The sequence below is a fragment of the Natrinema sp. CBA1119 genome (genome assembly GCF_002572525.1).
GTDB lineage: Archaea > Halobacteriota > Halobacteria > Halobacteriales > Natrialbaceae > Natrinema.
The window spans coordinates 2,638,944-2,664,484 of sequence record NZ_PDBS01000001.1 but is presented as its reverse complement, the minus strand read 5'-3'; the positions used below and the strand labels follow the sequence as shown (position 1 = coordinate 2,664,484).

Annotated in this window: 28 protein-coding genes; 5 read left to right on the top strand and 23 right to left on the bottom strand. The window is 64.8% G+C overall.

Features of this window, described 5'->3' with window-relative positions; genetic code table 11:
* Window positions 1-17: 17 nt before the first annotated feature.
* From CP556_RS13180 to CP556_RS13100, 17 genes are all read right to left on the bottom strand, one after another.
* Window positions 18-1,097 carry an alpha/beta fold hydrolase gene (locus tag CP556_RS13180; RefSeq protein ID WP_098726047.1) on the bottom strand — a complete coding sequence of 360 codons (1,080 nt, stop codon included), beginning with the start codon at window positions 1,095-1,097 and terminating at the stop codon, window positions 18-20.
* Between the two features lie 95 nt (window positions 1,098-1,192).
* Complete coding sequence (locus CP556_RS13175) at window positions 1,193-1,633, bottom strand: PTS fructose transporter subunit IIB (protein WP_098726046.1); 441 nt, start codon at window positions 1,631-1,633, stop codon at window positions 1,193-1,195.
* Window positions 1,630-3,348, bottom strand: coding sequence for a phosphoenolpyruvate--protein phosphotransferase (gene ptsP / locus CP556_RS13170; protein WP_098726045.1), 1,719 nt, complete (start codon window positions 3,346-3,348; stop codon window positions 1,630-1,632). Before ptsP ends, CP556_RS13175 begins: the two co-directional genes overlap by 4 nt.
* A 4-nt stretch (window positions 3,349-3,352) precedes the next feature.
* Window positions 3,353-3,649 (bottom strand): phosphocarrier protein HPr, encoded by a 297-nt coding sequence (gene ptsH1 / locus CP556_RS13165; protein ID WP_098726044.1) that lies wholly within the window; start codon window positions 3,647-3,649, stop codon window positions 3,353-3,355.
* Window positions 3,649-4,119 (bottom strand): PTS sugar transporter subunit IIA, encoded by a 471-nt coding sequence (locus tag CP556_RS13160; protein ID WP_098726043.1) that lies wholly within the window; start codon window positions 4,117-4,119, stop codon window positions 3,649-3,651. The genes ptsH1 and CP556_RS13160 overlap by 1 nt, the downstream gene beginning before the upstream one ends.
* Before the next feature lie 43 nt (window positions 4,120-4,162).
* Window positions 4,163-5,341, bottom strand: coding sequence for a PTS fructose transporter subunit IIC (locus CP556_RS13155; protein ID WP_098726042.1), 1,179 nt, complete (start codon window positions 5,339-5,341; stop codon window positions 4,163-4,165).
* 108 nt (window positions 5,342-5,449) lie between these two features.
* Window positions 5,450-6,358, bottom strand: coding sequence for a 1-phosphofructokinase (pfkB, locus tag CP556_RS13150; RefSeq protein WP_098726041.1), 909 nt, complete (start codon window positions 6,356-6,358; stop codon window positions 5,450-5,452).
* Window positions 6,348-7,121: an HTH-type transcriptional regulator GlpR gene (gene glpR / locus CP556_RS13145; RefSeq protein WP_098726040.1), complete on the bottom strand. Its 774-nt coding sequence runs from the start codon at window positions 7,119-7,121 to the stop codon at window positions 6,348-6,350. Before glpR ends, pfkB begins: the two co-directional genes overlap by 11 nt.
* A gap of 233 nt (window positions 7,122-7,354) precedes the next feature.
* Window positions 7,355-8,335, bottom strand: a complete 981-nt coding sequence (leuB, locus tag CP556_RS13140) for a 3-isopropylmalate dehydrogenase (protein ID WP_098726039.1) — start codon at window positions 8,333-8,335, stop codon at window positions 7,355-7,357.
* Window positions 8,336-8,454: 119 nt separating this feature from the next.
* Window positions 8,455-9,369 carry a DMT family transporter gene (locus CP556_RS13135; protein WP_098726038.1) on the bottom strand — a complete coding sequence of 305 codons (915 nt, stop codon included), beginning with the start codon at window positions 9,367-9,369 and terminating at the stop codon, window positions 8,455-8,457.
* 179 nt (window positions 9,370-9,548) lie between these two features.
* Window positions 9,549-10,184: a 3-isopropylmalate dehydratase small subunit gene (leuD, locus tag CP556_RS13130; protein WP_098726037.1), complete on the bottom strand. Its 636-nt coding sequence runs from the start codon at window positions 10,182-10,184 to the stop codon at window positions 9,549-9,551.
* A gap of 106 nt (window positions 10,185-10,290) precedes the next feature.
* Complete coding sequence (leuC, locus tag CP556_RS13125) at window positions 10,291-11,712, bottom strand: 3-isopropylmalate dehydratase large subunit (protein ID WP_098726036.1); 1,422 nt, start codon at window positions 11,710-11,712, stop codon at window positions 10,291-10,293.
* Window positions 11,709-11,999 (bottom strand): DUF7989 family protein, encoded by a 291-nt coding sequence (locus CP556_RS13120; protein ID WP_098726035.1) that lies wholly within the window; start codon window positions 11,997-11,999, stop codon window positions 11,709-11,711. Before CP556_RS13120 ends, leuC begins: the two co-directional genes overlap by 4 nt.
* Window positions 12,000-12,017: 18 nt before the next feature.
* A complete protein-coding gene (gene ilvC / locus CP556_RS13115) occupies window positions 12,018-13,070 on the bottom strand; it encodes a ketol-acid reductoisomerase (RefSeq protein WP_098726034.1) in 1,053 nt (350 codons plus the stop codon).
* The gene (ilvN, locus tag CP556_RS13110) at window positions 13,063-13,728 is read right to left on the bottom strand and encodes an acetolactate synthase small subunit (protein WP_098726033.1); all 666 of its coding nucleotides are present in this window, start codon (window positions 13,726-13,728) and stop codon (window positions 13,063-13,065) included. The genes ilvC and ilvN overlap by 8 nt, the downstream gene beginning before the upstream one ends.
* On the bottom strand, window positions 13,725-15,545 hold the full coding sequence (gene ilvB / locus CP556_RS13105; RefSeq protein WP_098726032.1) for a biosynthetic-type acetolactate synthase large subunit: 1,821 nt from the start codon (window positions 15,543-15,545) through the stop codon (window positions 13,725-13,727). The genes ilvN and ilvB overlap by 4 nt, the downstream gene beginning before the upstream one ends.
* 323 nt (window positions 15,546-15,868) lie before the next feature.
* Complete coding sequence (locus CP556_RS13100; protein WP_394340741.1) at window positions 15,869-17,113, bottom strand: LeuA family protein; 1,245 nt, start codon at window positions 17,111-17,113, stop codon at window positions 15,869-15,871.
* Between the two features lie 483 nt (window positions 17,114-17,596).
* Between CP556_RS13100 and CP556_RS13095 the strand changes: the two genes are divergently transcribed.
* The gene (locus tag CP556_RS13095) at window positions 17,597-18,052 is read left to right on the top strand and encodes a ferritin-like domain-containing protein (protein ID WP_098726031.1); all 456 of its coding nucleotides are present in this window, start codon (window positions 17,597-17,599) and stop codon (window positions 18,050-18,052) included.
* A gap of 199 nt (window positions 18,053-18,251) precedes the next feature.
* Here CP556_RS13095 and CP556_RS13090 read toward each other — a convergent pair whose 3' ends face one another.
* Together CP556_RS13090 and CP556_RS13085 are read right to left on the bottom strand one after the other, a co-directional pair.
* Window positions 18,252-18,740, bottom strand: coding sequence for a PIN domain-containing protein (locus CP556_RS13090; RefSeq protein ID WP_098726030.1), 489 nt, complete (start codon window positions 18,738-18,740; stop codon window positions 18,252-18,254).
* Window positions 18,741-18,762: 22 nt separating this feature from the next.
* Entirely contained in the window at window positions 18,763-19,065 is a 303-nt protein-coding gene (locus CP556_RS13085; RefSeq protein ID WP_098726029.1) for a ribbon-helix-helix protein, CopG family, read from the bottom strand.
* A gap of 166 nt (window positions 19,066-19,231) precedes the next feature.
* Between CP556_RS13085 and CP556_RS13080 the strand changes: the two genes are divergently transcribed.
* Window positions 19,232-19,522 (top strand): DUF5779 family protein, encoded by a 291-nt coding sequence (locus CP556_RS13080; protein ID WP_098726028.1) that lies wholly within the window; start codon window positions 19,232-19,234, stop codon window positions 19,520-19,522.
* Window positions 19,523-19,842: 320 nt separating this feature from the next.
* Here the strand turns inward: CP556_RS13080 and CP556_RS13075 are convergent, their stop codons facing one another.
* Entirely contained in the window at window positions 19,843-20,526 is a 684-nt protein-coding gene (locus CP556_RS13075) for a VOC family protein (protein WP_098726027.1), read from the bottom strand.
* 102 nt (window positions 20,527-20,628) lie between these two features.
* Here CP556_RS13075 and CP556_RS13070 point away from each other — a divergent pair, with 102 nt between their 5' ends.
* On the top strand, window positions 20,629-21,312 hold the full coding sequence (locus CP556_RS13070; protein WP_098726026.1) for a hypothetical protein: 684 nt from the start codon (window positions 20,629-20,631) through the stop codon (window positions 21,310-21,312).
* A 1-nt stretch (window position 21,313) separates the two neighbouring features.
* Here CP556_RS13070 and CP556_RS13065 read toward each other — a convergent pair whose 3' ends face one another.
* On the bottom strand, window positions 21,314-22,591 hold the full coding sequence (locus tag CP556_RS13065) for an RNA-guided endonuclease InsQ/TnpB family protein (protein WP_098726025.1): 1,278 nt from the start codon (window positions 22,589-22,591) through the stop codon (window positions 21,314-21,316).
* Between the two features lie 236 nt (window positions 22,592-22,827).
* Between CP556_RS13065 and CP556_RS13060 the strand changes: the two genes are divergently transcribed.
* A complete protein-coding gene (locus CP556_RS13060; RefSeq protein WP_098726024.1) occupies window positions 22,828-23,250 on the top strand; it encodes a JAB/MPN domain protein-containing protein in 423 nt (140 codons plus the stop codon).
* Between the two features lie 415 nt (window positions 23,251-23,665).
* Here CP556_RS13060 and CP556_RS13055 read toward each other — a convergent pair whose 3' ends face one another.
* Window positions 23,666-23,875 carry a ribbon-helix-helix domain-containing protein gene (locus tag CP556_RS13055; RefSeq protein ID WP_098726023.1) on the bottom strand — a complete coding sequence of 70 codons (210 nt, stop codon included), beginning with the start codon at window positions 23,873-23,875 and terminating at the stop codon, window positions 23,666-23,668.
* A gap of 308 nt (window positions 23,876-24,183) precedes the next feature.
* Between CP556_RS13055 and CP556_RS13050 the strand changes: the two genes are divergently transcribed.
* Complete coding sequence (locus CP556_RS13050) at window positions 24,184-24,513, top strand: DUF5789 family protein (protein WP_098726022.1); 330 nt, start codon at window positions 24,184-24,186, stop codon at window positions 24,511-24,513.
* A 13-nt stretch (window positions 24,514-24,526) separates the two neighbouring features.
* On the opposite strand, the gene aglJ is transcribed toward CP556_RS13050, so the two are convergent.
* Window positions 24,527-25,534, bottom strand: coding sequence for an S-layer glycoprotein N-glycosyltransferase AglJ (gene aglJ / locus CP556_RS13045; RefSeq protein WP_098726021.1), 1,008 nt, complete (start codon window positions 25,532-25,534; stop codon window positions 24,527-24,529).
* Window positions 25,535-25,541: the final 7 nt, after the last annotated feature.

Sequence of the window (25,541 nt, the reverse complement as noted above, 5' to 3'; positions counted from 1 at the left end):
CACCACGACTTCCGGCCCTACAGGACGGACTCGAGCCGATCCAGAAAGTCTCCTGGGACCTCGACATGGGGCGTGTGACCGACGTTTCCGAAGACGACTTCCTCGAACTCGCCGCCGCGATCGGCGTAGCGCTCCAGGACGGCGCGGGTCTGGTCGACCATCGGCTGTGGCGGGAAGACGTCCTCGCCGGGCCACTCCGGGAGTTCGTCCATTCGGCCGAGCGTGCCCAGATCGAAGAGGGAGGCGTTCGAGACGATCTGGTCGGAATCACCGCGAATCCACAGCACGGGCGGTTTGTCGTCGGGATCGATCTCGGTGATCGCCTCGAGTTCGCAGTACTTCGGCGAGATCGCGTTGTTCACACCGGTTTCGCCCGGGGCAATGCCGGGCCAGTTGTCGCTCGGCTTCGACGAGCCCGGATAGTTCTTATCGCCGGTCGCCGTATCGAGCATCCCCGTCAGATACGATTCCTCGCGCTCGCCGTCGAACTCGTGGGTCGGGTCGACGTAGTAGGTTCGCAGCACCTTTCGTGGAGAGGTCTGTCCCTCCTCGCTTCGGTCGCGATTCTCGAGGCCCGCGACGAACGCGTCGTTGCCGATCCCGCCGCCGGAGCCGGCGTAGTCGTCGAAACACGGCGTTCCGTCCGTATCCTTCGTCCCGCCGAACCCGTACGGCGAGAGCGGGTTGACCAGTACGAGCGAAGCGACCGCCTCGGGGTGGTCGATCGCGTACCGCATCGCGACCCCGCCGCCGTTCGACCAGCCGACGATGACGAGCGGCTCCGCGAGCGCGAGTGCGTCGACGAACGCTCGGAGATCCGCCGCGAAGTCGCCGAGGCCGTTCGTCGCGTCGACCGGTTTCGTCTCCGAATCGCCGTACCCCCGCAGATCGGGCGCAATCGCACGATGGCGGGCGGGCAAGTCGACCAGTACGTCCTCGAAGAACCGCGAGGACGAGACGTTCCCGTGGCAAAAGAGGACGGTTTCTCCCTCGGCGGCGGCCCGACCGGAGCCGCCCGACTCGAGGTAATGGGTCTCGAGTCGGTCCGTTTCGACGGTTCGCGAGTCGATGCCGACGAGGGTGTCGTCTCGAGGCATGGCGTGGCGTATCACGGCGAGTATGATAGCTGTCGGTGTTGCAGAAGCCATCGCCGCGGAACGATGAGACGACGGCGGCGATGGGCCGACGCCGGTCAGGAGAAGAGTCGCTTGAGCCTGGCGAACAACCCCTTCGAGGGGTCGCCGCCGCGACGTGGGGCCCCGGATTCGGCCGATTCGGTGCCGGTGGACGCGGCCGTCGCCCCCGCGGGCCCGGCGGTCGACGCCTCGCCGTCGGCTTCCGCGATAGCCCGCTCGATAAGCCCCTCGGCGTCGTTGACCGCGTCCTTCACCGGTGCCTTGACGAGGGGCTCGTCCTCGAAGCGGTCTCGGTTCACCGACGTGTCCGCGGCGATGACCACCGCGTCCGCCTCGGCGATAGCGTCGCTCGAGAGTTCGTTCTCCTGGCCCATGGCCCCCTGGACCTCGACGTCGATCTCGTGACCGAGATCGGTCGCGGTCTGCTCTAAATTCTCGGCCGCCATCTGGCTGTGTGCGATACCCGTCGGACATGACGTTACTGCGACGAATTTCATTGGTCGTACTCCGTGATGTGTTCGTAAACGGTCGTTCTCGCGGTCGCGTCGGTCGCCAGATCGGCGAGCGATTTGGCCGCATCGGTCTCGAGGTCGGCGATCGCGGCCTTCACCGCGGGGATCGTCACGGCGCTCATGCTGAGTTCGTCGAGTCCCAGCCCGACGAGCAGCGGCGTCAGTTGGGGGTTCCCGGCCATCTCGCCGCACATGCCGACCCAGGCGTCGCTCGCGTCCCCGGCCGCGACGGTGCGCTCGATCGCGTGGAGGACGGCCGGATCGCAGGGATCGCGGAGGTCCGCGACTCGGTCGTTCTCCCGCGCGGCCGCCATCACGTACTGGGTGAGATCGTTCGTCCCGATGCTGAGGAAGTCGACGCGCTCGCCGAGTGCGTCGGCGACGAACGCGGCGCTGGGCGTTTCGATCATCACGCCCAGTTCCGGTGTCTCGTGCTCGACGCCCTCCGCGCCGAGGGCTGTGGCGACGTCCTCGACGGTCTCGAGGGCCGCCTCGAGTTCCGGAACGGTCGACACCATCGGGAACATCACCGAGAGCGTCCCCGGTTCGGCGGCGGCCGCCCGCAGCAGCGCCCGAAGCTGGGTCTCGAAGAGGTCGGCGTCGGGCCCGAGCGAGCGCCTGATCCCCCGCTGGCCGAGGAACGGATTCTCCGCTCCGGGCGTCTCGAGGTAGGGGATCGGCTTGTCGCCGCCGACGTCCAGCGTCCGCACGACGACTCGGCCCTCGGGAAACGCCGCGAGCGCCTCGCGGTAGACCTCGAACTGCTCGTCCTCGTCGGGCGGCTCCTCGCGGTCGAGAAAGAGGAACTCGGTCCGGAAGAGGCCGATCCCGTCCGCACCCGCCTCGACGGCACCCTCGAGTTCCGCGAGGGTACCGACGTTGGCCGCGACCTCGACGCGTCGGCCGTCGGCCGTCGCGACCGGCTCCTCGCGGACGGCCACGTCGCGGCCGCCGGCCGCCCGTTCCCGGCGGTCGTCGCTCGGGTCGGCGATCACCGCGCCGTCCTCGCCATCGATCAGGACGGGGTCGCCGTCGCCGATCCGCTCGAGGTCGTCGCCGACGCCGACGACGGCCGGGATGCCGAGCGAGCGGGCGAAGATCGCGGCGTGGGAGGTCCGGCCGCCCTCGACCGTCGCGAAGCCGGCCACGCGCTCGGGATCGAGTTGGGCGGTATCGCTGGGCGTCAGCCGGTCGGCGAGCAGGATCGAACCGGTCGACAGCGAGGAGAGATCGACGCGGTCCGCGTCGGTGAGCAGCCGCAACAGCCGGTCTCGAACGTCGCGAAGGTCGTCGGCGCGCTCGGCCATTCGGCCGTCCATCCCCTCAAACTGCGCGATGGGATCCTCGAAGGCGGCCTCGACCGCGTGCTCGGCGGGGCGGCCGTCGTCGACGGCTGACTGGACGGCGTCGGTGATCTGCGGATCGTCGAGGAACTTCTGGTGGGCGTCGAACACCGCCGCCTCCTCCTCGCCGACGCGCTCGGCGGTCCGCTCGCGCTCGCGCTCGAGTTCCGTTCGCGCGCGGTCGCGAGCGTCCTCGAACCGCTCGCGTTCGGCCTCCGGATCGACCGCGTCGGTCGCCGGCGTCTCCTCGACCTCGAGGTCGGCGTTCGGATCGTACCAGACGGCAGTACCGACGCCGGACAGCGGCGTGACGCCGGTTCCCTCGTTCGATCGCGGTGCAGACTCGTCGGCGGTCATCGGTTCAGGTCTCCGAACTCGATTCGGCTGTGGTCTCGGTCTCGGGCGTCGACAGCAGCGCCTCGAGGTCGTCGAGCGCCGCCTCGGCGTCATCGCCCTCGGCCACGAGTCGGACGTCCTCGCCGGTGGCGACGCCGAGGCTGGTCACGGCCAGCATGCTCGCCGCGTCGACCGGCTCGTCGTCCCCGTCGACCGGGGCCACGCTGACATCGGCGTCGAACTCGGTTACCGTCTCGACGAACGTCGCGGCCGGCCGCGCGTGGAGGCCGTCTTCGGGGACCACGGTGACGGTGCGCTCCATCACGCGACCGCCTCCGTGATCGTCTCTTCGATCGCTTCCGTCGACTCGGCCTCGTGGAGTCGCTCGCGGACGTCGTCGTGCATCAGGGCCCGCGAGAGCGAACTCAGGAGCTCGAGATGCTCCTCGCCGCCCTCGGCGGGGACGAGCAGCATGAACAGCAGGGTCGCCGGTTCGTCGTCCATCGCGTCGAAGTCGATACCGGCCGACGAGCGCGCGAAGACGATCGTCGGCTCGGCGACCGCGTCCGTCTTCGCGTGCGGGATACCGATTCCCATGCCAACGCCGGTCGTCGTCTCCGCTTCGCGGGCGAGCAGTGCCCCGAGGGCGGCCTCCCGATCGGTGACGCGGCCGGCCGCGACCGCGCGGTCGAGCAGGAACTCGATCGCGGCCTCCTTCTCGGCGGGCGGTTCCTCGAGCGTGATCAGTTCGGGGGACAGTACGGCCTCGATCGCGGGTTCGGTCACAGTCATCGTATGATCGCTATGGTGTTGAACGTGGGGTCGCGTCGGGTAGTCAATCGTTCGTCTGTCCTGCGTTCGGCTGGCTCGCATCGGTCGCGGACTTCGCGGGTTCGGCGCCGGCGACGCGCTCGTGGTAGTCGGGCTTGATCAGCGTGGCGACCGTCGCCGTGACGATCGTGCCGAGCGCGATACAGGCGAGGAACAGCAGCGCGCTGTTCGAGAGGATCACGACGAAGATACCGCCGTGGGGAGCCGGCATCGTCACGCCGAACCAGAGCGCGGCCGCGCTGGCCGTCGCGCTGCCGAGGACGGCCGACGGAATGACCCGGAGCGGATCGGCTGCGGCGTAGGGGATCGCTCCCTCCGTGATGAACGCGAGGCCGAGCGGAACGGCCGCCTTCGCGTTCTCGTACATCTCCGTGGAATACTTCTGAGGCGCGATGAAGTTCGAGAGCGCGAGGCCCAACGGCGGGACCATCCCACCGATCATCACGGCGGCCATCGGCGCGAATATCTGGTCCGCGACGAGGACGGTCCCGAACACGTACGCGACCTTGTTGATCGGGCCACCCATGTCGACTGCCATCATCCCGCCGAGGATCGCCCCGAGCAGGAGGGCGTTCGACCCCTGCATGCCCTCGAGTGCGGACGTCAGCGCGTCGTCGAGGATGGCGATCGGGACCCCGAGACCGAGGATGACGACCGGGGCGAGCAGCAGCGTCGTGAACACGGGGATGATAAGAATCGGCATCATCTGCGAGACGACCGATGGCACCGACCACCCTTTCATCCAGCGGGCGACGTAGCCCGCGAGGAGGCCGGCGACGATCGCCCCGAGGAAGCCGGCGACCGCCCCGTCGGCCTCGAAGCCGATGACCAGCCCGGCGGCCTCGATGACCGCCTCCTGCTGGATCACCCACGAGAGGATGAACCCTGGCGCGAGTCCGGGCTTGTCCGCGATCGCGTACGCGATATATCCGCCCAGCACGGGGATCATGATCGTCAGCCCGAGGTCGCCGATCTGGGCCAGGTACCACGCGAGCGAGCCCGTCTCCTCGAACACCGTCTCGGTACTACCGGCCGTTCCCGGTAATTCCGCGACCATGAACGCGAGCGCGAGGAAGATCCCGCCGATCGTCACGAACGGAATCATGAACGACACCCCCGTCATCAGGTCCTCCTTCACCGAGAGGAGGTGGCCCCGCAGTCGTGATTCCACATCGTCTTTCATGCTATCTCTGCCGAATTCCTTCGGCAGCGGCTGCAAAAGTGCTTTCGAATATGTTTGTTTCAGTTCGAATACAATCAAAATATCCCCGATATCGGATAATCGGGGTGATCAGTACGCGGAGACGGCGATCGACTCGCGATCGTCACGGACGCCCGCGAACGATGGCGCTCGCGTTCCAGACACCGAGACGACGCGGGAGGCGACGGCGACGCCGGATCTGAGCGCCGCCGCGTCCGACTCCTGCCGGGCGCGGGCGGCGAGCACGCCCGCCAGAAGGGCGTCGCCCGCGCCGACGGTGTCGACCACGTCGACGTCCGCCGCCGGCGCGTGCAGCGTCCGGTCCGGCGCCGCCATGATCGCACCCTCGGCGCCCAGCGAGGCGACGACGCGATCGAACCCGGCGGCCCGAAGCTCCTCAGCGGCCGCGATCGCCGACCGGACGTCGTTCACTCGCCTCTCCGTCGCCGCGGCGAGTTCCTCGTGGTTGGGTTTGCAGAGCGCGTACTCGGCCTCGAGGTCGGCGAGCGTCGCTCCACCGACGTCGACGACCGTCTCCCAGGGGCCGGCCTCGGCCACGCGGTCGATCGTCTCGGGACCGGCACCGACCGGCAGACTGCCGGCGATCACGATCGTATCGGGATCGTACTTCCGAAGCGTCTCGACGACGTTCCCCACCGTCGGCGCGGCGATTCGAGGGCCGTTCTGGTTGATCTTGTACTCGCCGTCGGGTCCGAGGACGGTTGCGTTGAGCCGCGTTTCGCCGTCGATCTCGACGAAGTCCGCGTCGATCGCCGCCCGCGAGAGCCGCTCGAGAAGGTAGCGACCCAGAAATCCGCCGGCGACGCCGGTCGCGACGGTCTCGACGTCGAGTTCGACCAGATACTTCGAGACGTTGATCCCCTTGCCGCCCGCGTCGTAGCGGTGCTCGTCGGTGCGAGCGACGTCCCCGTCGGTCAACGGTTCGGAGAGTTCGACCGTGTAGTCGACCGCCGGATTGAGCGTCACGCTAGCGATCATTCGGCACCTCCACGCCGACGGTCACGTCGGCCGCTGCGCAGGCCTCCGCGACCTCGCCGGTCGGCTCGGCGTCGGTCACCAGCACGTCCACGTCGGACAGGGCCGCGAACTGGACGAAACTCCGCTCGCCGAACTTGGTCTCGTCGGTGACGAGGACGACTCGCTCCGCGCTCTCGACCATCAGTTCTTTCATCCGCGCTTCGTCCTCGTTCGGCGTCGTCAGACTCCCGTCCCCGGTGATGCCGTTCGTTCCCAGAAAGAGCAGATCGAAGTTCGTCCGGTCCAGAAACGTCTCCGCGCTCGGACCGACGAGCGCCCGCGTGCGGTGGCGGAGCGTTCCGCCGGTGAGCTTCACGTCGTTTGCGTCCTTCCCGAGTTCGAGCGCCAGCAGCGGCGAGTTCGTCACCGGAATGAACGCGACGTCGGTCGGTGCCCGCTTCACGACCTGCATCGTCGTCGTCCCCGAATCGAAGAAGACGACCTGCCCGTCGTGGATTTCCGTTGTGGCGCGCTCGCCGATCGCGGCCTTCGCCTCGAGGTTCTGGACTTCCTTCTGGACGTAGGTCTGTTCGCGGCCGACCGCCGTCACCGGGACGGCGCCGCCGTGGGACCGCTCGACAAGGCGTTCCTCCTCGAGATCGTCCAGATCCCGCCGGATGGTCGCCTTCGATACGTCGAGTTCGGCGGCCAGTTCCTCGACCGAGCAGCCGTCCCGATCCGAGACGAGTTCGACGATCGTCCGTTTGCGCTGTTCGGGTAACATGTCACTGGAAGGGCGTTGAACCCATCTGCGTTCTGCACGGTTTTATTTGTTTATGCTGTCTCGAGCGATCGTTTCTGATTGGTTTGTCTGAATCAAATCCGGACAGGAAAAACGGTGGTCGACGGTCTCGATGCTCGAGCGACGGAGACTATCGACGATCCGGCGAGATCGAATCGACCGTCGGTTCGACGCGGCGAAGGGACCGATCTCGTGAGGCGTCGGACGCGGCTGGATCAGAGGCGATCGATGATCGCGTCGGTCACGTCCTCGGTCGAGGCGTCCCCGCCCAGATCGGGGGTCCGCGGTCCGTCGGCGAGCGTTGCTTCGACGGCCGCGTGAACGGCGTCGCTCTCTTCGTCGTAGCCGAGGTACTCGAGCAGCATGGCGGCAGAAATGATCGTCGCGGCGGGGTTCGCGACTCCCTGACCGGCGATATCTGGTGCGGTGCCGTGGACGGGTTCGAACAGCGCGCGATCGGGGCCGATGTTGGCCGACGGGAGCAGGCCGAGGCCGCCGACGAGGCCGGCCGCGAGGTCCGAGAGCACGTCGCCCGCGAGGTTCGGGCAGACGACCACGTCGAACTGTTCGGGGTCGAGACAGACCCGCGTCGCGAAGGCGTCCATCAGCACCTGATCGGTCTCGACGCCGTTGTCGTCGGCCACCGATTTGACGGTGTCACGGAAGAGACCGTCCGTCTCGCGCATGACGTTGGCCTTGTGGACGATCGAGAAGCCGTCGTGGTCGTCGCCGGCGACGTAGTCGCAGGCGAACTCGGCGAGCCGTTCGGAGGCCGACTCCGTGACGACTCGAGTCAGCGTCGAGACGTCTTGCGTCAGTCGATCTTCGTGACCCGCGTAGACGCCCTCGGTGTTCTCCCGGAGGAAGATCAGGTCCGTCTCGGGGCGGACGGCGTCGATCCCCGGATACGCCTTCGCGGGGCGAACGTTGACGAACGAGTCGACCGCCGTCCGGAGCGGTAGAATCACGTCCGCGGCCGTCTCGCCGGCCGCCCCGAACAGCGTCGCGTCCGCCGACGCCGCGAGGTCATATGTCTCCTGGGGCAAGGCCTCGCCGGTCTCCTCCTTTACCGCGTCGCCCGCGTCGGCCTCGACGAACTCGAAGTCGATCGCGAGGGCCTCGAGGACCTCGACCGCGGCGGGTGTCACTTCCTGTCCGATTCCATCGCCCGGAATGACGGCGATTTCGTGAGTCATGCCCGAACATCGACGTGGGGCCGAAAAGAGGGTATCGATACCGGCGTTGGGGACCGAGTCAGTGCAGACGCGAGACGAGTCGCCCGTCGGCTGGCCGGTAGCCGTGGCTGTCGTCGAGCTCAGGGACTGCTGACACCGGTCGAGAACCCGACCGCCTCGGCAATCGCGCGGCGCTTGAGCAGGACGAAGCCGACCGCGACCAGCCCGAAGCCGCCGACCGTCAGGACGCCGATCTCCTCGCCGAGCAGGAAGACGCTCGCGATAGTCGCCACGATCGGAACCAGATAGCCGATCAGCGCCGCCTCGAACGCGCCGTGTTCCTCGAGGATGGTGAAATAGATCATGAACGCGACGGCGGTCGCGAACACCCCGAGGTAGAGCAGAGCGCCCACGGAGACTGGACCGAGCACGTCGGCACTGGGAAACTCGCCGGCACCCAGACTGACGGCGTGCAAGACCAGTCCACCGACGAGCATCGACCAGCCGACCAGCGGCAGTCGCTCGAGCGTCGGCCCGGCCCGCTGGATCAGGACGCCGCCGAGCGCGACGCTACACACCTGCCCGACGATGAGCAGTCGCGCGGCAGTGTCGCCCGCCAACAGGTTCCCCGGATCGGGCTGGACGACGAGGCCGACGCCCAGAAAGCCGATGGCGGCACCGACGGCCCCGAGCGGCGAGAGCCGTTCGCCCAGCAGCGGGATCGCCCACAGCGCGGTGACGATCGGCACCAGTCCCTGCAAGATCGCGGCGACGCCGCTCGGAACCGTCTGCTGGCCGAGGAAGAGGAGCCCGTTACCCGCGATGAGGAAGATGCCACCGCCCGCGACGGCCGCTAGATCGTTCCGCGCGGTCGGCCGCCACTTCTCGACGCGGACGACAGCTGCAGCCAGTAACAGGACCGCTGCGATGTCGTACCGGGCGGCCGCGAAGAGCAGTGGTGGGAGGTACTCGAGACCGATCGAAATCGCGGGAAAGGAAAAGCCCCAGAGAACGGCCAGCAACACGAAAAGTGACGCATCGAGAGCGCGAGACATGGGGAAGTATAGCCGTCAGTCTCCGAAATAGCTCGCGATGTCCGTGGTTACCTGCCGCTTTCGGTGTGGCACCACGACGCAATTCGGTCGTCAGGGCGATACGCACGACTCGAGTCGTGACACGAGATGCGGTCGAATGTGACGAGCAGTCAAAACCGAGTCGCAAAAACGGAGCCTGCTTATTCGGCTTCGGGAATCGCCGCATCGTCGACGTACGGCAGTTCTCGAGCCTTCTCGCGGACCGCGCCGGCGTTGGACTTCATCAGCGCCGTCGTGTCCCAGACGCCGTCGACGAGCGCCTTGCGCTGGGCGTCGTCGACGGTGACGTCGATCGTCTGCTCGTCGTAGGTGACGGTCTCCGCTTCGATGTCGATGTCGATCTCGCCGTCGGGGTTCGCGTCGACCCAGTCCTGCAGTTCCTCGATCGTCTCGCTGTCGGCGGTCACGGTCGGAATGCCCAGCGCCAGACAGTTGCCCGCGAAGATCTCGGCGAAGCTCTCGCCGATGACCGCGTCGATTCCCCAGCGCATCAGGGCCTGGGGGGCGTGCTCTCTCGAGGAGCCACAGCCGAAGTTCGAGTTGACGACCATTACCGAGGAGTCCTGATAGCGGTCCTCGTTGAACGGATGCTCCTTCTGGTTGTCGTCGTCATCGAATCGCAGATCGAAGAACGCGAACTCGCCCAGTCCGTCGAAGGTGACGACCTTCATGAACCGCGCGGGGATGATCTGGTCGGTGTCGATGTCGTTGCCTCGGATCGGGACGCCGGAGCCGGAGACGTAGTTGACCTCGGGAATCTCGACTTCGTCGCTCATGCTTCCACCTCCAGCGCTTCGCGCTTCGATGGAAGCACTCGCTCCGCGTGCTCACGGGTCGTTACACTCCCCGTTCGCATTTCCGAGACGCTTCGCGTCTCGCTACTCACGCCAGATTCACCTCCTTCAGATCGCGCACGTCAGAGACCTCTCCGTTGATCGCCGCTGCGGCGACCATCCGCGGACTCATCAGGACGGTCCGGCCGTCCTTCGAGCCCTGCCGGCCGACGAAGTTCCGGTTCGAGGAGGAGGCACAGGCCTCGTCGCCCTCGAGTTGGTCTTCGTTCATGCCGAGACACATCGAACAGCCGGCGTTTCGCCACTCGAAGCCAGCTTCCTCGAAGGTGTCCTTGAGGCCTTCCGCCTCGGCAGTTCGCTGCACGCGCTGGCTGCCGGGGACGACCATCGCGCGGACGTCGTCGTCGACCTGTCGACCCTCGACGATCCGAGCGGCGCGTCGCAGGTCCGGCAGGCGGGCGTTCGTACAGGAGCCGAGGAAGGCGACGTCGATGTCGTACCCCTCCATCGTCTCGCCGGGCTCGACGCGCATGTGTTCTTGCGCGCGTCGGGCCGTGTCCCGCTTCTCTTTCGGCAGTGACTCCGGTTCCGGAATCGGATCGGAGATCCCGACTCCCTGCCCGGGCGTGGTCCCCCAGGTGACGACCGGCTCGAGTTCGTTCGCGTCGATGTGGACGACGTCGTCGTACTCGGCGTCCGCATCGGAGCGGATCGACTCCCAGTAGGGTTTGAGTTCGTCGAACTTCTCCGGGTTCTCCTGGAAGTAGTCCGTCTCTTTCATCCACTCGTAGGTGGTCTCGTCGGGATTGACGTAGCCCGCGCGAGCGCCGCCCTCGATGGACATGTTACAGATCGACATCCGCCCTTCCATCCCCAGGCTCTCGATGGCCTCGCCGGCGTACTCGTAGACGTAGCCGACGCCGCCCTCGGTACCCAGGCGACGGATGATCTCGAGGATGACGTCCTTCGCTTCGACACCGTCGCCGAGTTCGCCGTCGATCTGGATCTTGCGGACCTTTTGCTTCTCCATGGCGACGGTGCCCGTCGCGAGCACGTCGCGGATCTGGGAGGTCCCGATGCCGAACGCGAGCGCGCCGAAGGCACCGTGGGTGGAGGTGTGAGAGTCTCCACAGACGATCGTCTTGCCGGGCTGAGTGATTCCCTGCTCCGGTCCGATGACGTGGACGATCCCCTGATCGCCCGTCGTCGGGTCCGAGAACTCGATGCCCGCGTCACGGACGTTCGCCTCGAGTTCGGCCATCATCTCCTCGGCCGCGTCCTCCTTGTAGGGGCGGGACTGGTCGGCCGTCGGCACGATGTGGTCGACCGTCGCGTGGGTCAGCTTCGGAAAGGCGACCTCGAGGTCGCGCTCGCGGAGCATCCCGAACGCCTGCGGGCTCGTGACCTCGTGGATGAGGTGGAGTCCGACGAACAGCTGATCCTGTCCGGTCGGCAGCGTCGTGACTTTGTGGCGATCCCAGACCTTGTCGTACAGTGTGCCCTTGCTCATTCCTCTCCCACCGTATCGCTATCGGACTGTCGTCCGTGTTCGGTCCCGCGCTCGAAGACGCGGTTCGCGTCGTCGGCCCGCTTCGGCGGCGTGTGGTCGACGTCGCTCATCGTTCCGGTCGTGTCGGTACTCTCGTCCGCTCCGTCGGCCTCGGTCGTCTCCGACGTGCCGCCGTCGGCGGCGACGATCGGCCCGCGGCTGAACAGCCGGCCAGCCGTCTCCCCCGTGTGGGGATTCGTGTGGCTGATCTCGCCCATCGTATCAGTCGTTTTGTCGTTTTCGCTCATGGTTCTCGGGTTCCGGTGTCAGTCGTCCGCCTGCACCGTGGCGGACTCCGCTTCGTCTTCGGTTTCTCCCTCCTCGGCCCAGCTGAACAGGTCGCGCAGTCGCTCGCCGACCTCCTCGATCTCGTGGTCCTTCTCGGCCTGGTTGAGTTGCGTGTAGACGGGCCGGTTCGCCTGATTCTCCGAGATCCACTCGGTCGCGAACTCGCCGTTCTGGACCTGCTCGAGCACTTCGTCCATGTTCTCGCGAACGTGGTCGTCGATCACGTCGTCGCCGCGGGTGAGCCCGCCGTACTCGGCGGTGTCGGAAACGGAGTCCCACATCGCGCCGAGCCCGCCCTCGTACATGAGGTCGACGATGAGCTTCATCTCGTTCATGCACTCGAAGTAGGCCATCTCGGGGCTGTAGCCGGCGTCGACCAACGTCTCGTAGCCTGTTTTGATCAGTTCGGCGATCCCGCCACAGAGGACGGCCTGCTCGCCGAAGATGTCCGTCTCGGTCTCCTCGCGGAAGCTCGTCTCGACGACGCCGGCGCGAGTACAGCCGATTCCCTTCCCGTACGCGAGCGCACGTTCCTTCGCATCGCCGGTTTCGTCCTGGTAGACCGCGAGCAGTCCGGGGGTTCCCTCGTCGTTCTCGTAGTTGCGGCGAACCAGATGGCCCGGTGATTTCGGCGCGATCATCGTCACGTCGATGCCCTCCGGGGGCTGGATCTGGTTGTAGTGAATGTTAAAGCCGTGGGCGAACTGCAGCGTGTTCCCCTCCTCGAGTTCCGATTCGATGTCCGCGTAGACCGCCGGCTGAACCGTATCGGGCACCAGCACGGAGATGACGTCGGCTTGCGAGGCCGCCTCGACCGGCGTCGTCACGTCTAACCCGTCGGCTTCGGCCGCATCGCGCGAGGACGAGTCCTCGCGCAGGCCGACGACCACGTCGACCCCGCTGTCGTTGAGGTTCAGCGCGTGGGCGTGGCCCTGGCTCCCGTAGCCGAGAACGGCTACTGTCGCGTTTTCGAGATACGATCCATCCGCGTCGTCGTCGTAGTAGATGTCGGTGTTGAATTCGTCAGTCATCGGTAGCTGTCTCTGTGTATTGTCCGTCGTAGTTCGCCTCGTCGGCGGACTGTCCTGTCGAATCGGACGCGGCGGTCCGATCGGTGCCGCGGGCCAGTGCCGTCGTCCCGGTCCGGGAAATCTCTCGGATCCCGAACTGGCTGAAGGTGTCGATCGCGGCCTCGATCTTCTGGCGCGCGCCGGTCACTTCGATCGTCGCCGTCTCTGGACTCGAGTCGACCGTCTTGGCGTTGTACATGTCCGCAACGGCGGCGACCTGGCCGGGTTGCTCGGCGTCGACCTTGATGAGCGCCAGTTCCCGACGCATCGCGTCGGGCTCGAGTTCGCGCACGGAGATCACCGGCACCAGTTTGCGCAGTTGCTTTTCGACCTGATCGATCCCCGGATCGGGTTCCTCGACGACGATCGTGATTCGCGCGTGATCGTCGTTTTCCGTGGGGCCGACGGTCAGGCTCTCGATGTTGAACTGCCGCCTCGAGAACAGTCCCGAGACGTCCGAGAGGACGCCCGGTTCGTGTTCGACCAGCGCCGAGATGGCGGTGCGCCGGGGCTCGTGGGTCACTTCGACCTCCGGGTCGATGCGAATGCCCTGTTTGTTGCGCCGTCCCGCGGGGGTCGGGCGCGTTTCGGGTTCGGGCCCGTCGAGACCGCGTTTCATAGCTGGTCCTCCGTCAGTGCGAACTGACCGTTGTCGCCGCCGCTTGGCACCATCGGGTAGACGTTAGCGTCGGGATCGATATGAACGTCGATCACCGACGGGCCGTCGTAGGCGATCGCGGCGTCGATCGTTTCGGCGACGTCGTCGTAGTCGTCGATCCGGTACCCACTCGCACCGAAGGCCTCCGCGAGCTTGTCGAACTCCGGCATCCAGTGGTAGTCCGACGCGGAGTGACGGCCGTCGAAGAAGGCGTCTTGCCACTGTCGAACCATGCCGATGTACTCGTTGTTGAGCACGGCAACCGTGATATCGAGGTTCTCGCGGACGGCGACCGACAGGCCCTGCAGCGTCATCAGGAACGAGCCGTCGCCGTCGATGCAGACGACCTCCTGATCGTCGTCGGCCGCGAGTCGCGCGCCGATCGCCGAGGGCAGCCCGTAGCCCATCGTCCCGAGCCCGTGACTCGAGACCCAGGTGCGGGGCTCAGTGTAGGTCCAGTACTGACAGGCCCACATCTGGTGTTGGCCGACACCGGTGGTGACGATCGCTCGGTCGCTCGTGGCCTCGTCGAGTGCCTCGACGACAAACTCCGGCTGGACCGGCTCGTCCTCGGGTGCATCGTAGGCCATCGAATAGTCGGATTTCCACTGCTGGCACTGCGCGCGCCACTTCTTCGCTTCCGGCGAGGCGTCGACGGCCTCGGAGAGTTGCTCGACGACCGTTTCGGCGTCGCCGATCAGCGGGTAGTCCGCGTGGATGTTCTTCGAAATCTCCGCGGGGTCGATGTCGACGTGGATGAGCTCCGCGTCGGGCGCGAAGGTCTCGATCCCGCCGGTCAGCCGGTCGTCGAATCGGGTCCCGATCCCGATCAGCGTATCGCAGTGGGTGATCGCCATGTTGGCGTAGCCGGTGCCGTGCATGCCCGCCATCTCGAGGGAGAGTTCGTGATCCTCGGGGAACGCGCCGATGCCGGGCATCGTCGTGATGACCGGGATCTCGTGTTCGATGGCGAACTCTCGGCAGGCCTCGCTGGCCTCGCCCTTGATGACGCCGCCGCCGAGCAATATGGCGGGGCGGTCGGCGTTCTCGATCCGCTCGGCCGCGGCCGCGACGATCTCCGGATCCGCTTGCTCCTGCACCCGATAGGTGTCAGGAACTGCGGGGGCGTCGGGCTCGCAGTCGGTCTCGCCGTTCGTGACGTCTTTGGGGAGGTCGACCAGGGTCGGTCCCGGCCGGCCCGCGTCGGCGAGCGCGAACGCCTCGCTGACGTCGCTGCCGACGCGATCCGAGTCACTCGCGAAGGTGTTGTCCTTCGTGATCGGCGTCGTGACGCCCGTGGTATCGGTCTCCTGGAACGCGTCGTTGCCGACGAAATCCGTCGAGACCTGTCCCGTCAGCGCGAGCAGCGGATCCGAGTCCATGTCGGCGTCCGCGATGCCGGTAACGAGGTTTGTCGCGCCCGGCCCCGAGGTTGCGAGGCAGACGCCCGGCTCGCCCGAGACGATGCCGTATGCGTCGGCCGCGTGGGCCGCGCCCTGCTCGTGGGCCATCGTCACATGACGAATGTCCGAGTCATAAAGCGCGTCGTAGACGGGCATGATCGCTCCGCCCTGGACGCCGAAGGCGTACTCGACGCCCGCGTTCTCGAGCGCGCGAACGACGGCTTCCGCGCCCGACGTGACGGGGGCGGGCGTCGTCTCGGCGTCGCCGGCCGCCGAGTCGTCCTCGGTGGCCGCGTCGGGTGCGGCGCTGTCGGTAATTTGGTCGTCGTCCTGTTCGTCGTCCGGTGGTGTGACCTTTGCTGCGCGTTCGCTCATCGGTTGCCTCCCGCCGGTGTGCGGCGATCTCGTGGTGTACGGTAGTGTGTCATCTGCTGGGATAGTGATCGCTCGGAGAACGATGCGGATTCCGGTCCGACGCTACGAGGTACTGAAAATGGGGCTAGAACGCCCCTACAATACGAATCGGAGCGAGCGCGCTGGTGTCGACCGTGCGAACGCGAGCCGACAGGGGAGCGCGGACCGTCATTACTGTCTACGTAGCTCCCTCGAGGGTCATAATCCTTACGAGTCGCATCCGTCCGTCCGCTCGAGCGCGACAGCAGGGGCTCGCGGCCGGTGGCAAACGGTGAGGACATTCCTCAGGCGCGCACCTCCTCCTGGTCCTGCTGGCGTTCGACGCCAGCCTCTTCGGCGAAGCGCTCGAGGATGTCGACCGTCACGCGGCGCTTCTCGGCTCCGTAGTCCTTGACGCGGCGGGTGACCGCCCTGACCTGCTCGTCGGTGGGGTCGAAGCCGCACTCGACGAGCCGCTCCCGGACCGAGTGGGTGCCGGTGTGTTTCCCCATGACGAGCTTGCGCTCGGCACCGACCATCTCGGGGGTCATGACGCCGGGTTCGAAGGTGTCGGAGTTTTCGATAACGCCGGCGGCGTGGATGCCGCTCTCGTGGGAGAAGGCGTTGTCGCCGACGACGGGTTTGTTGCCCGGCGTATCCATCCCGCTTTTCTCCTCGACGATCTCCGATAGCTCGGTGATGCGCGTCGTGTCGATCCCCGTATCGCACTGGTAGAGCGACTCGACGGCCATCACGTACTCCTCGTAGGCGGCGTTGCCGGCCCGCTCGCCGATCGAGTTGACCGACACCTGCGCCTGGGCCGCGCCGGCCTCGATACCGGCCAACGCGTTGGCGGTGGCCAGCCCGAAATCGTCGTGCGTGTGCACGTCGACCCGCGCGTCGGTGTGGGCACAGACCTTTTCGATCATGGCCCGAAAGCGGGTCGGCGTCGCGACGCCGCACGTGTCCGGAATGTTGATCCAGTCGGTACCCGCGTCCGAGACCGCCTCGATGACCTCGAGCAGGTACTCCTCGTCGGTTCGAGTCGCATCCATCGGCGAGAACATGCAGGTCACGCCCGCCTCTTTGATGCGTTCGACCGAGTCGACTGCGCGCTGTACGACTTCCTCCCGGGTGGCGTGCATCGAATCCTCGATCTGGACGTCGCTGGTGGACACGAACGTGTGCACCATCTCGACGCCGGAATCGAGCGCCGCTTCGATGTCCCCGTCGACGACGCGGGCTAACCCGCAGGTCGTCGAACTGGTAGCCGAAGCGATGTCACGAACGGCCTCGAACTCGGCGTCCGAGTTGACGGGGAATCCGGCCTCGATGACGTGGGTTCCCATCTCGTCCAGGATGGACGCGATCTGCCGTTTGTCGTCGTAGGAAAACGATGTGCCGGGCGACTGCTCGCCGTCCCGGAGGGTCGTATCGAAGACACGTGCTGACTCTATTTCGTCAGTGGAATCTAACGTGCCCTGGAAGAACTCGACCCCCCTGATTGGTATCAGAGGATGGGCTGTCTTGTGAAGACATTGTATCTGAATCCGAGGTGCGACGAGATATATAAACCTAACGCTGTGAGCGGCGGACGGTCGTCGCGAGCGCTGCCAGTTTCGATCGGATTCGGCTCGAAACCGCACGACTGCAGCGACCTATTATCTAATAGTATCTCCTAATACTGTTTAGGCGCTATCCGGCAATCAGCCCGGAATATCGGGCAGCGAACGCGAATTACCGGCCGTTCGCTCTCGTTCGCCTCGTTCGAGCGCTGGCGCGCGGTCAGCTATGGACGTTCGACCACTGCACCCCTCCTCGAGTGCGGAGAATATGATGGACTGTGATTTTCGACAGATATTGTCTGTATTCATCCAGCGTCCGTCGAGACTCGGTACTGCTCGACCGATGAGTGGGGCATCTCCGCGGTCCTCGCGAGCCATCGCACGTGCGCCGAGTAGGGGTCCGAACCGACGGAACGGAGCAGTCGCACGTGTCAGCGTTTTATGTCCGGTCGTGGTAGGACGGCGCGCATGACGACCGACGAGATCACCGACCTGCTGACCGGGGCGTATATCGACGAACTCGAGACCGTGATGAACTACCAGACCAACGCGATCGTCCTCGATGGCATCCACGCCGAGGAGGTCAAGGCGAGCCTCGAGGAGGACATTCAGGAGGAGCTCGGCCACGCGAAAATGCTCGGCGAACGCCTGAAACAGCTAGACGAGTCCCCGCCCGGCTCGGAGTCGTTCGAGGCCAACCAGCACAGCCTCCAGCCGCCCGCGGACACCACCGACGTCCAGTCGGTCATCGAGGGCGTCCTCGAGGCCGAGGAGTCCGCCATCGAGACCTACCGATCGCTGATCGAGGCCGCGACCGACGCGAACGATCCGGTCACGGAGGACGTGGCGGTGACGATTCTCGCGGACGAGGAGGCCCACCGAACCGAGTTCCGCGGCTTCCAGAAGGAGTTCCCGATGGACTGACGGACAGACGTTTGTTGGACTCAAAGAACCGATACCTTCACCGACTAGTAAAATCCCAATATCTTGGTAAACAGTGAACAGACAAGCAGTACAAGCTACTGCGCCGATCCCTGTAACTGCCCCTGCGCAAGCAGGACTACACGTGATATAGCGTCCAAGAGAACCGCCACAACCTGCGCACGGCCCAAAGCACGGGTGGTCATTTGAATAGGTTTCTGGCTCTTCTGTATATCGGTGATTCGAGCCAGTTCCGGTTTTTTGCGGCCTCTTCGAGTTTTTCTACAGCCACTTCTTCGGCGAGCACGTCTCTTTTGACGAGTGCTTTCAGGATGATCGGGGAGATCGCGACCCTCGCTTCAACTACTGTTTGTAGTTCTGGGAGCGCTCGGAGATCGTCGGTAATCAAGAAATCGGACTCTAATTGATTTGTGAGTTCAATGGTGGTGGCCTCTCCTTCGTCTATTCGAGAGGACTGTAAGTCAGTGTTTTCGGTGTTGTGGATGGTTATCCGGTGAGTTTGATCCAAGACTGTCTGAGCGGCTTTTGCATGCCGATCTTCATACTCGCTGGTCGCCTTGAGCTCTTCGAGCACTGTTTCTGTGGTGTGAATATCGAATTCGGATACCAGGGTGTCGAGGAGGTCAATGCTGGCTACCGTGATCAAGGCGCTCGTATCGGCGACAATCATTCAAAATGGAGACCTGCGATTTTCAGAGATCGGCAAGTTCTTGGGCTACTTCTTCGCCTTGGTCGAGAAGGGTTTTCGACGCCTTTACTGCTTCAGCGTCCTGCCTACCGATGAATTCTTTGAGCACCTCGAAGGAGATTTGATCGTCCAAGTAGAGTTCGATGACTGCTTCTTTGAATTTTTCGTCGTCCTCTACGTCTTCTAGGTATTCTTGGAGGGCCTCTTTGAGGATTTCCGTCCGGTTTTTATGCATGATCTCGGCTGCGACGTCGGTTTTCTGAACCAAGTTTTCCGGAAGCCGAAAGTTGACTCGTGTATTTCCCATTTGCAAACTCCCTCTTGTACATACATTGTACCCACATATTCAAGTATCTATCCACTCGGCCCACTCTTCCCTTTCCGGTATGCACTCTTCACCGGAGAAGTATCCGCATCGCTGAGAAGAACTTCGTGGGAGAACGTTTTTCTCGTCCCGGTTCGAGCCACCTCGTATGAGCGATTTCGACCTCGACCTTCGGACCGTCGAGGAGCACATCGACGACGAACTCGAGCTCGAGGGCAGTATCATCCTCGGCTTCCTCGACGGAGAGACGCCGGACGACGAGTGGCTCGAGGCGATTTCGAAGGGGAACGTGCTCGTGCTCAACGTCGACGGCGACGTGAACGAACTGGCCGCGGGATTCGCGCGAGACATCAAGGAGTCGGGCGGGAATCTCGTCCACTTCCGGGGGTTTCTGCTCGTGACACCGCCCGGCGTGGACGTAAGTACAGAGCGACTGTAATCGCCTCGCGAACGCGCCCGCAAAGGAGAATCGGTCGAATTTGGATGGCGTCTCGATTGCGCCTCGATGAATGAAGAAGCGTGTTCTACTGATACTGGCAACACGGAAGGGCCACGCCCTCCCCAGCCGATTCGCTCACTGCGTCTGCTCACGGCGCGAAGCGCCGTTCGCATGGTATACGGGACCTTTGGTCCCGCACTATTCGCTCATCCCTCGCGTGTATTTGAGCGACGACTCGCCACGGGCTCGTCGCCGCACCGCACGCGCCACCGCGCGGTGGTTTGGTCCGAAGCGTAGACGCGTTCACGCCGCGGCAACAGTCACACGGTAAACGTCAGGAAGTGGCCGTCCGGATCGCGGACGACGACCTCCTCATCTGACTCTCGCTCGAGCGAACTGATTCGATCGCCCACCGTCTCGAGTGCAGCGGCCGGCTCGTCGGTTTCGAATCCGAGGTCGACGTGGACGCCGCCGCGGGCGTCGGCGATTCCGAGGTGGGGTTCCCAGAGCTCGAGAGCCATCGGCCCGTGGAGTCGGACGCGCTTTCGGTCGTCGCCCTCGTCGACCGTTTCGAATCCGAGATTCCCGTAGAAGGCCTGCGCGCGCTCCAGATCCGCGACCTCGAGGACGACCTCGAAGATGCCGTCGATTCCCGGCCCCGCGACGTCCTGTTGACCGAGTTCGACGCAGTTGCCGTCGGGATCGTACAGGTAGAGCGACCGGGAGGGGCCGAAGCGCGCCTCCTCGAGGTCGTAGTCGTCGTCGAGGCGGTCCCACCAGTCGTCGTACTCGGCCGCGGGAATCGAGAACGCGAAGTGCGTGTGGAGCCCGCCCCGCGGGAGCGCCGCCGGTCGTCGGAGCACGAGATCGGTGTCGCCCGCCGCGAAGACGAGTTCCTCCGCCCCGCGCTCGCGACCCGTCAGTCCCAGCGTCTCCTCGTAGAACGTCCCCGCGGCCTCGAGGGACTTGGCCTCGAGAGCGAGCCAGGCGAGCCCGGTTAGCATAGGTGGCCGTATGCGCGGGAAGTGCATAGTATGTCGGCTGTCCCTCGCTCGAGCGCGGCCGACCGCCGAGGTTTATGCAGCGACGGGCCGTAGGATGGCGGTATGACTTCCCGCGTCGACGAACGCGAGACCGAGTTCCGCGAGATCGACCGCTTCGAGAACGGCGTCGGCTGGATCGCCCACCCCGACGAACGGATGCAACGTGCCAGCCACGCCCTCGCGGTCGACGGCGAGGTCTGGGTGATCGACCCGGTCGACGCCGCGGGGATCGACGACCTCTTCGCCGAGTTCGGCGACGTGGCCGGCGTCGTCGTCACGCTCGACCGGCACAAGCGCGACGCCGCTGCGGTCGCGGACCGCCACGATGTCCCCGTCTACCTGCCCGAATTCTTCGACGGCGTCACCGAAGACATCGACGCCGCGGTCGCCCGCTTCGACGACGAACTCTCTGATACCGGGATTCGTGCCATCACGGTCGTCGACAACCGTTTCTGGCAGGAAGTCGCCCTCTACAACCCGGCCGACGGGACGCTCGTCGTCCCCGAAACGGTCGGGACGGTGGCGTTCTTCCGGGCCGGCGACGAGGAACTCGGCGTCCATCCAATGTTACGGCTGACACCGCCGCGAACGCCCCTCCGCGGCGTCGCACCCGAGCGCGTGCTCGTCGGCCACGGCACCGGCGTGATGGCAGACGCCGCGCGCGTCCTCGAGACCGCGCTCGCGAACTCCAGAAAGGGTGCGCCGCGGCTGTACGCTACCATGGCCAAGGAGCTGCTCCCCGTGTGAACTACCCCGCCCTACTCGCCTGCTTCGCAGGCTCCATGAGGGCGGGGCTTCCTGTTTCGACGACGCGACTTGCAGATACCATAAAGGAGTCCACAGTGGTCGCAGTCTCCACAGGCGTGTCTTCGGAGTGAACCACTCCTAGTTTCTTCAGGCCATGCGAGAGGACGTTCAACGCTGCGTTCCAGTCTCGGTCAAGTTCGAATCCGCACGCTGGACACGAGTGCTCTCGAACCCATATCGGTTTCCGAGTCTCAACACCACACGCCGCACACTCCTTGGTAGTTCCCCGTGGCTCGACTTCCACAACGTGACAGCCGTTCTTTTTGCCGTGATGTTTGAGGATGGTGATAAAGTCTCGCCAGCCGACTTCGGCCTTGTTCCGCGCGTTCTGTCGGGATTCGAGCATCCCCTTGACGTTGAGGTCTTCGACGAACACGGCGTCGTATTCGGTGGTGTAGAAGTGCGCGAGCTTGTGCTTGTAATCGCGCTTTTTTGCGGTCATCCGCGCGTGGACTTCCGCGACGCGGCGGCGTTGCTCCTCCCAGTTGTTTGATTTGTACTCCTTCCGCGAGAGCGAGCGTTGCTCGCGTTCGAGCCGCTCGCGGTCGGCAGATAAGTCGAGCCGCCCGATCGAGCGACCGTCCGAGTCGTGAACGAAGTTGAGCACACCGAGGTCAAGACCCACAGTGTCATCGGGATTGATATCTTCGATAGCGGGTTTCTCGGGTTCGTCCGTCTTGATGCAGAACGAGACATACCACGCGCCGGTCGGTTCTTTCTTGAGCGTGACCTCTTTGATTTGTTTGTGGTCGGGGAGGTCACGGTGGAGTCGAATCGGGATCTCACGGGTTTCGCCCTTGAGTTTCTTGAGGATAAGGAGTCCGCGTCCGTTCGGGCCACTCTTCTTGTCGAGTTCGAAGCCCGATTGCCGGTACGTAAAACTCCTGTACTCTCGCGGCTTTTTCCAGTTCAACGACCCCACGTCGTAGCCTTTGGCTTTGAGTTTCCCGAGGTTCTGGATATTATCGCGGATGCGTTCGACGGCTTTCTGTAAGACGGTGGAGTAAACCTGCTTGAGGTCTGACCACCAGTCTTTTATCGCGGGGAGCGTGTCGCGTACACTCCAGACGCGTTGCCGGAGCGTTCCAGCGTCCGCTGGAATTTGGTTGAATTCGCGGAGTGCGTGGTTGTACACTTGCCGTACTGTATCCCGCGTCCAGTCCAGTACCTCGCGTTGCTTGGCATCTGGGAAGAGTCGGTACCGCGGGCTGTACATCATACGACTTCACTCTGTGTTCAAAACGGTCGGTTGTAAAAATTCTGATTCTTACGTGTTTGTGACTCGTGCGGGTGCCGTATCCCCGCCCTACTCGCTCGCATTGCTCGCTCGGTGAGGACGGGGGGCTTGGCACCCTCACCGCCACTGCTAACGCGACCGGAAAATCAATCGGGACGAGACAGCGAGGCTCCCTGGAGAGGCATACAGCTAAACTCCCGGCCACCCAAAGGGACCCTGTGGTCTACGTAACTCGCGCGCTCGTCGACGTCCTGCTGGACCTGGCGAGCGACGCCGACCCTAACGACGTGACGACCGGCGTTTCGGTCACGCCGGCGAGCGAACTCGAGGGCGCGGACGCGATCCCGCCCGAAACACCCGTTTTCACGGACTTCTTTCTCCCCGATCCCGACAACTCCGTCAACGCCGTCTTCGGCGTCGATCTCTCGACGCCCGCGCGCCAGGCCCAGGGCCGGTTCGTCTCCCACCCCGTCGGCGAGCTCGAGGTGACGCGCCGGGACCACCTGGCAGAAGTCGTCTTCGTCGCCGTCCCGCCGTGGGGACCCGACGATCGGTCGTTCGCCGCGTTCGACCGGAGCGGCAACCGGCGGACCCTCGAAATCATCGACGCCTCGCCACCGGGGCAGTCGTTGACCGATTGATCGATACCGTCCGACCGACGGTGACCAGACACGTCGACTGCGTAGCGCGACTGCTATCCGTCAGGCAGTGATGCTCACTCGTTACTGGGATCTGGCGATCTCAAAAAAGCTGAAGTATGGGGTCAACCCCCGACCGGTAGCTCTCCGTCACCGATGATCCGGTCGATGATGCGATCGGGGTTCCGGTCGCGTCCATCGTCGTCACTGTCGTTGGATGGGAAGTCCGGGATGTGAGGCATGCATCTCCCTCGCGCATAGCTATGCGCTCGAGGCGGAAAAGCGCTGTCCCGGGCCCTCTATCGTGGCCGTCTGCGGTCCCAGGTGAGCGTTCGATGCGGAGTCGGCCGCGGACCCGGGTCGCTCGAGGCGGACGGGGCGGGGCAACCCGGAGCGACGCAGGCCAGTACAGGGCGGGTCACTCGAGATAGCCCAACCCGCGGAGCTGTTCGGTGATCTCCTCGAACTCGGCTTCGGTGAGTTCGCCCTCCCGCTGGTGCTGGATGACGATGCTGCGCAGCAGAAATCTGACGAGGTCGCTCGTGCTCTGGAAGCTCGTTCCCTCGATGGTATCCTCGACGCGGTCCGCGAGATCCTTCGGAATCGACACCGTGGTATAGTCGGTCATATGCCATACTCCGTCGCGGGCCCCAAATGCGTGTCGACAGGCCGGTGATCGCCGTCGAACCGGTGACTGATAGCTCACGCGGCTGTCGGCCAGGATTGCCGTTGGTGCGGTTGCTGTCTGTCAGGATTTCCGTTGGTGCGGTTGCTGCTGGCCGGAATCGCTGGTAGCCGAGGGCGGTTGACAGGAGACGGCTGACAGCGGGCAGTTGACAGCGTCGATACGTTCGACCGACAGTCACTGTTCGGTGACACTCCGCTGCCGTCTCCACAGGCATTTTTATATCCGGCTCCGTAGCGGGAGGTACAGGTATGGGAGTCCGGCCACCATCGAGCGGAGACGACGAGGAACCCGACAGTATCGAGTTCGGCATCGCGGCCGTCGACGCTCATCTCAGCGAGTCCGACCTCTCCTTTCCGGCCACGAAGGACGATGTCAGAGCCGAGATCGGCCACGAGAACGTTCCCTATGACGTTCACGGGAACGACGTACCGCTGAGCGAGATGCTCGAGAGAGTCCCGGCACAACAGTTCGACTCGCGTCAGGAGCTGTTGAACGCGCTCCATCAGCCCTTCGAGGAGTACCGGCGAAACAACTCGAACGGGGTCGTCGCTCAGTTCCGTTCACTGTTGCCATTTTGAGCTAGATTGGCCGTCACTCGTCGTTCGACTCTCGAGCGATCCGCTCGAGTCGCCGCCGCTGCTCGCGGTGGAGGGTCACGAGCATGTCCGAGAGGACGCCGAACATGAGGAGTTGGACGCCCAGCAGGATGGCGGCCGCCGAGGCGAGAGCCATGACTTCGTGGCTCTGGGTGTACTGGATCCACTCCCAGAGGACGTAGACCGCGATGAGACTGCCCGAGAGGATGCCAGCGACCCCGAGACTGCCGAAGTAGAACAGGGGGTTGTTGGTCTTGGCCAGCGAGTACAGCGTGAGCAGTATCGTCCCGCCGTCTTTGACCGGGTGGAGGTTAGTCTCGGACTCGTCGGGCCGGGCGCGGTAACTGACCGGAACGACCGTCGTCTCGACGCCGTGTTTGACGCACTCGACGGCGAGTTCGGTCTCGATCGTGAACCCGTCGGAGTCGAGCGAGAGCCGTTCGAACGACTCGACGGTGAACGCTCGGTAGCCCGAGAGGATGTCCTCGTAGTTGGCTCCGTGGACGAACCCGAACGCGCGATTGATCATCCGATTCCCGAAGCCGTTCAACGCGCGCATCGCGTCGTCGTCCATCTCGGCGAAGCGGTTGCCGATCACGTGCTCGTACCCTCGCGAGAGCGGTTCGACCATCTTGTCGGCGTCGGCCGGATCGTAGGTTCCGTCGCCGTCGGCCATCAGCACGTAGGGGACGGTGACGTACTCGAGGGCCTCGCGGACGGCCTGGCCCTTTCCGTCACCGGACTGGACCAGCACCTCGGCGCCGTGCTCGCGAGCGATCTCGCGAGTGCCGTCGGTCGAGTTGCCGTCGACGATGACGACGTTCGTGTACCCCTGCTCGTAGAAGCCCTCGATCACGTCGGCGATCGTGGCCGCCTCGTCGAGCGTCGGGATGAGAACGCAGACGTCGTCGGGCGAGATCTCGCGGGCGTCCTCGGTCACGGCGACCTCCCCTGCGCCGTCCGAGAGGATGCTCGAGCCCGCACGTACCGCGTCATCTTCCATCGGACAG

Excerpts from the sequence above, each read along its gene's own strand:
- CP556_RS13075 (WP_098726027.1), bottom strand. The coding sequence starts at position 20,526 with ATGCTAACCGGGCTCGCCTGGCTCGCTCTCGAGGCCAAGTCCCTCGAG.
- CP556_RS13155 (WP_098726042.1), bottom strand. The coding sequence starts at position 5,341 with ATGAAAGACGATGTGGAATCACGACTGCGGGGCCACCTCCTCTCGGTG.
- leuB (WP_098726039.1), bottom strand. The coding sequence starts at position 8,335 with ATGACTCACGAAATCGCCGTCATTCCGGGCGATGGAATCGGACAGGAA.
- CP556_RS13085 (WP_098726029.1), bottom strand. The coding sequence starts at position 19,065 with ATGGGAAATACACGAGTCAACTTTCGGCTTCCGGAAAACTTGGTTCAG.
- leuC (WP_098726036.1), bottom strand. The coding sequence starts at position 11,712 with ATGAGCAAGGGCACACTGTACGACAAGGTCTGGGATCGCCACAAAGTC.
- CP556_RS13070 (WP_098726026.1), top strand. The coding sequence starts at position 20,629 with ATGACTTCCCGCGTCGACGAACGCGAGACCGAGTTCCGCGAGATCGAC.
- CP556_RS13090 (WP_098726030.1), bottom strand. The coding sequence starts at position 18,740 with ATGATTGTCGCCGATACGAGCGCCTTGATCACGGTAGCCAGCATTGAC.
- aglJ (WP_098726021.1), bottom strand. The coding sequence starts at position 25,534 with ATGGAAGATGACGCGGTACGTGCGGGCTCGAGCATCCTCTCGGACGGC.
- CP556_RS13135 (WP_098726038.1), bottom strand. The coding sequence starts at position 9,369 with ATGTCTCGCGCTCTCGATGCGTCACTTTTCGTGTTGCTGGCCGTTCTC.
- CP556_RS13055 (WP_098726023.1), bottom strand. The coding sequence starts at position 23,875 with ATGACCGACTATACCACGGTGTCGATTCCGAAGGATCTCGCGGACCGC.
- ilvB (WP_098726032.1), bottom strand. The coding sequence starts at position 15,545 with ATGAGCGAACGCGCAGCAAAGGTCACACCACCGGACGACGAACAGGAC.
- ptsP (WP_098726045.1), bottom strand. The coding sequence starts at position 3,348 with ATGACCGCCGACGAGTCTGCACCGCGATCGAACGAGGGAACCGGCGTC.
- ilvN (WP_098726033.1), bottom strand. The coding sequence starts at position 13,728 with ATGAAACGCGGTCTCGACGGGCCCGAACCCGAAACGCGCCCGACCCCC.
- ptsH1 (WP_098726044.1), bottom strand. The coding sequence starts at position 3,649 with ATGGAGCGCACCGTCACCGTGGTCCCCGAAGACGGCCTCCACGCGCGG.
- leuD (WP_098726037.1), bottom strand. The coding sequence starts at position 10,184 with ATGAGCGACGAAGTCGAGATTCCCGAGGTCAACTACGTCTCCGGCTCC.
- CP556_RS13065 (WP_098726025.1), bottom strand. The coding sequence starts at position 22,591 with ATGATGTACAGCCCGCGGTACCGACTCTTCCCAGATGCCAAGCAACGC.
- CP556_RS13120 (WP_098726035.1), bottom strand. The coding sequence starts at position 11,999 with ATGAGCGAAAACGACAAAACGACTGATACGATGGGCGAGATCAGCCAC.
- ilvC (WP_098726034.1), bottom strand. The coding sequence starts at position 13,070 with ATGACTGACGAATTCAACACCGACATCTACTACGACGACGACGCGGAT.
- CP556_RS13180 (WP_098726047.1), bottom strand. The coding sequence starts at position 1,097 with ATGCCTCGAGACGACACCCTCGTCGGCATCGACTCGCGAACCGTCGAA.
- CP556_RS13160 (WP_098726043.1), bottom strand. The coding sequence starts at position 4,119 with ATGACTGTGACCGAACCCGCGATCGAGGCCGTACTGTCCCCCGAACTG.
- CP556_RS13095 (WP_098726031.1), top strand. The coding sequence starts at position 17,597 with ATGACGACCGACGAGATCACCGACCTGCTGACCGGGGCGTATATCGAC.
- CP556_RS13175 (WP_098726046.1), bottom strand. The coding sequence starts at position 1,633 with ATGAAATTCGTCGCAGTAACGTCATGTCCGACGGGTATCGCACACAGC.
- CP556_RS13080 (WP_098726028.1), top strand. The coding sequence starts at position 19,232 with ATGAGCGATTTCGACCTCGACCTTCGGACCGTCGAGGAGCACATCGAC.
- glpR (WP_098726040.1), bottom strand. The coding sequence starts at position 7,121 with ATGTTACCCGAACAGCGCAAACGGACGATCGTCGAACTCGTCTCGGAT.
- CP556_RS13050 (WP_098726022.1), top strand. The coding sequence starts at position 24,184 with ATGGGAGTCCGGCCACCATCGAGCGGAGACGACGAGGAACCCGACAGT.
- pfkB (WP_098726041.1), bottom strand. The coding sequence starts at position 6,358 with ATGATCGCTAGCGTGACGCTCAATCCGGCGGTCGACTACACGGTCGAA.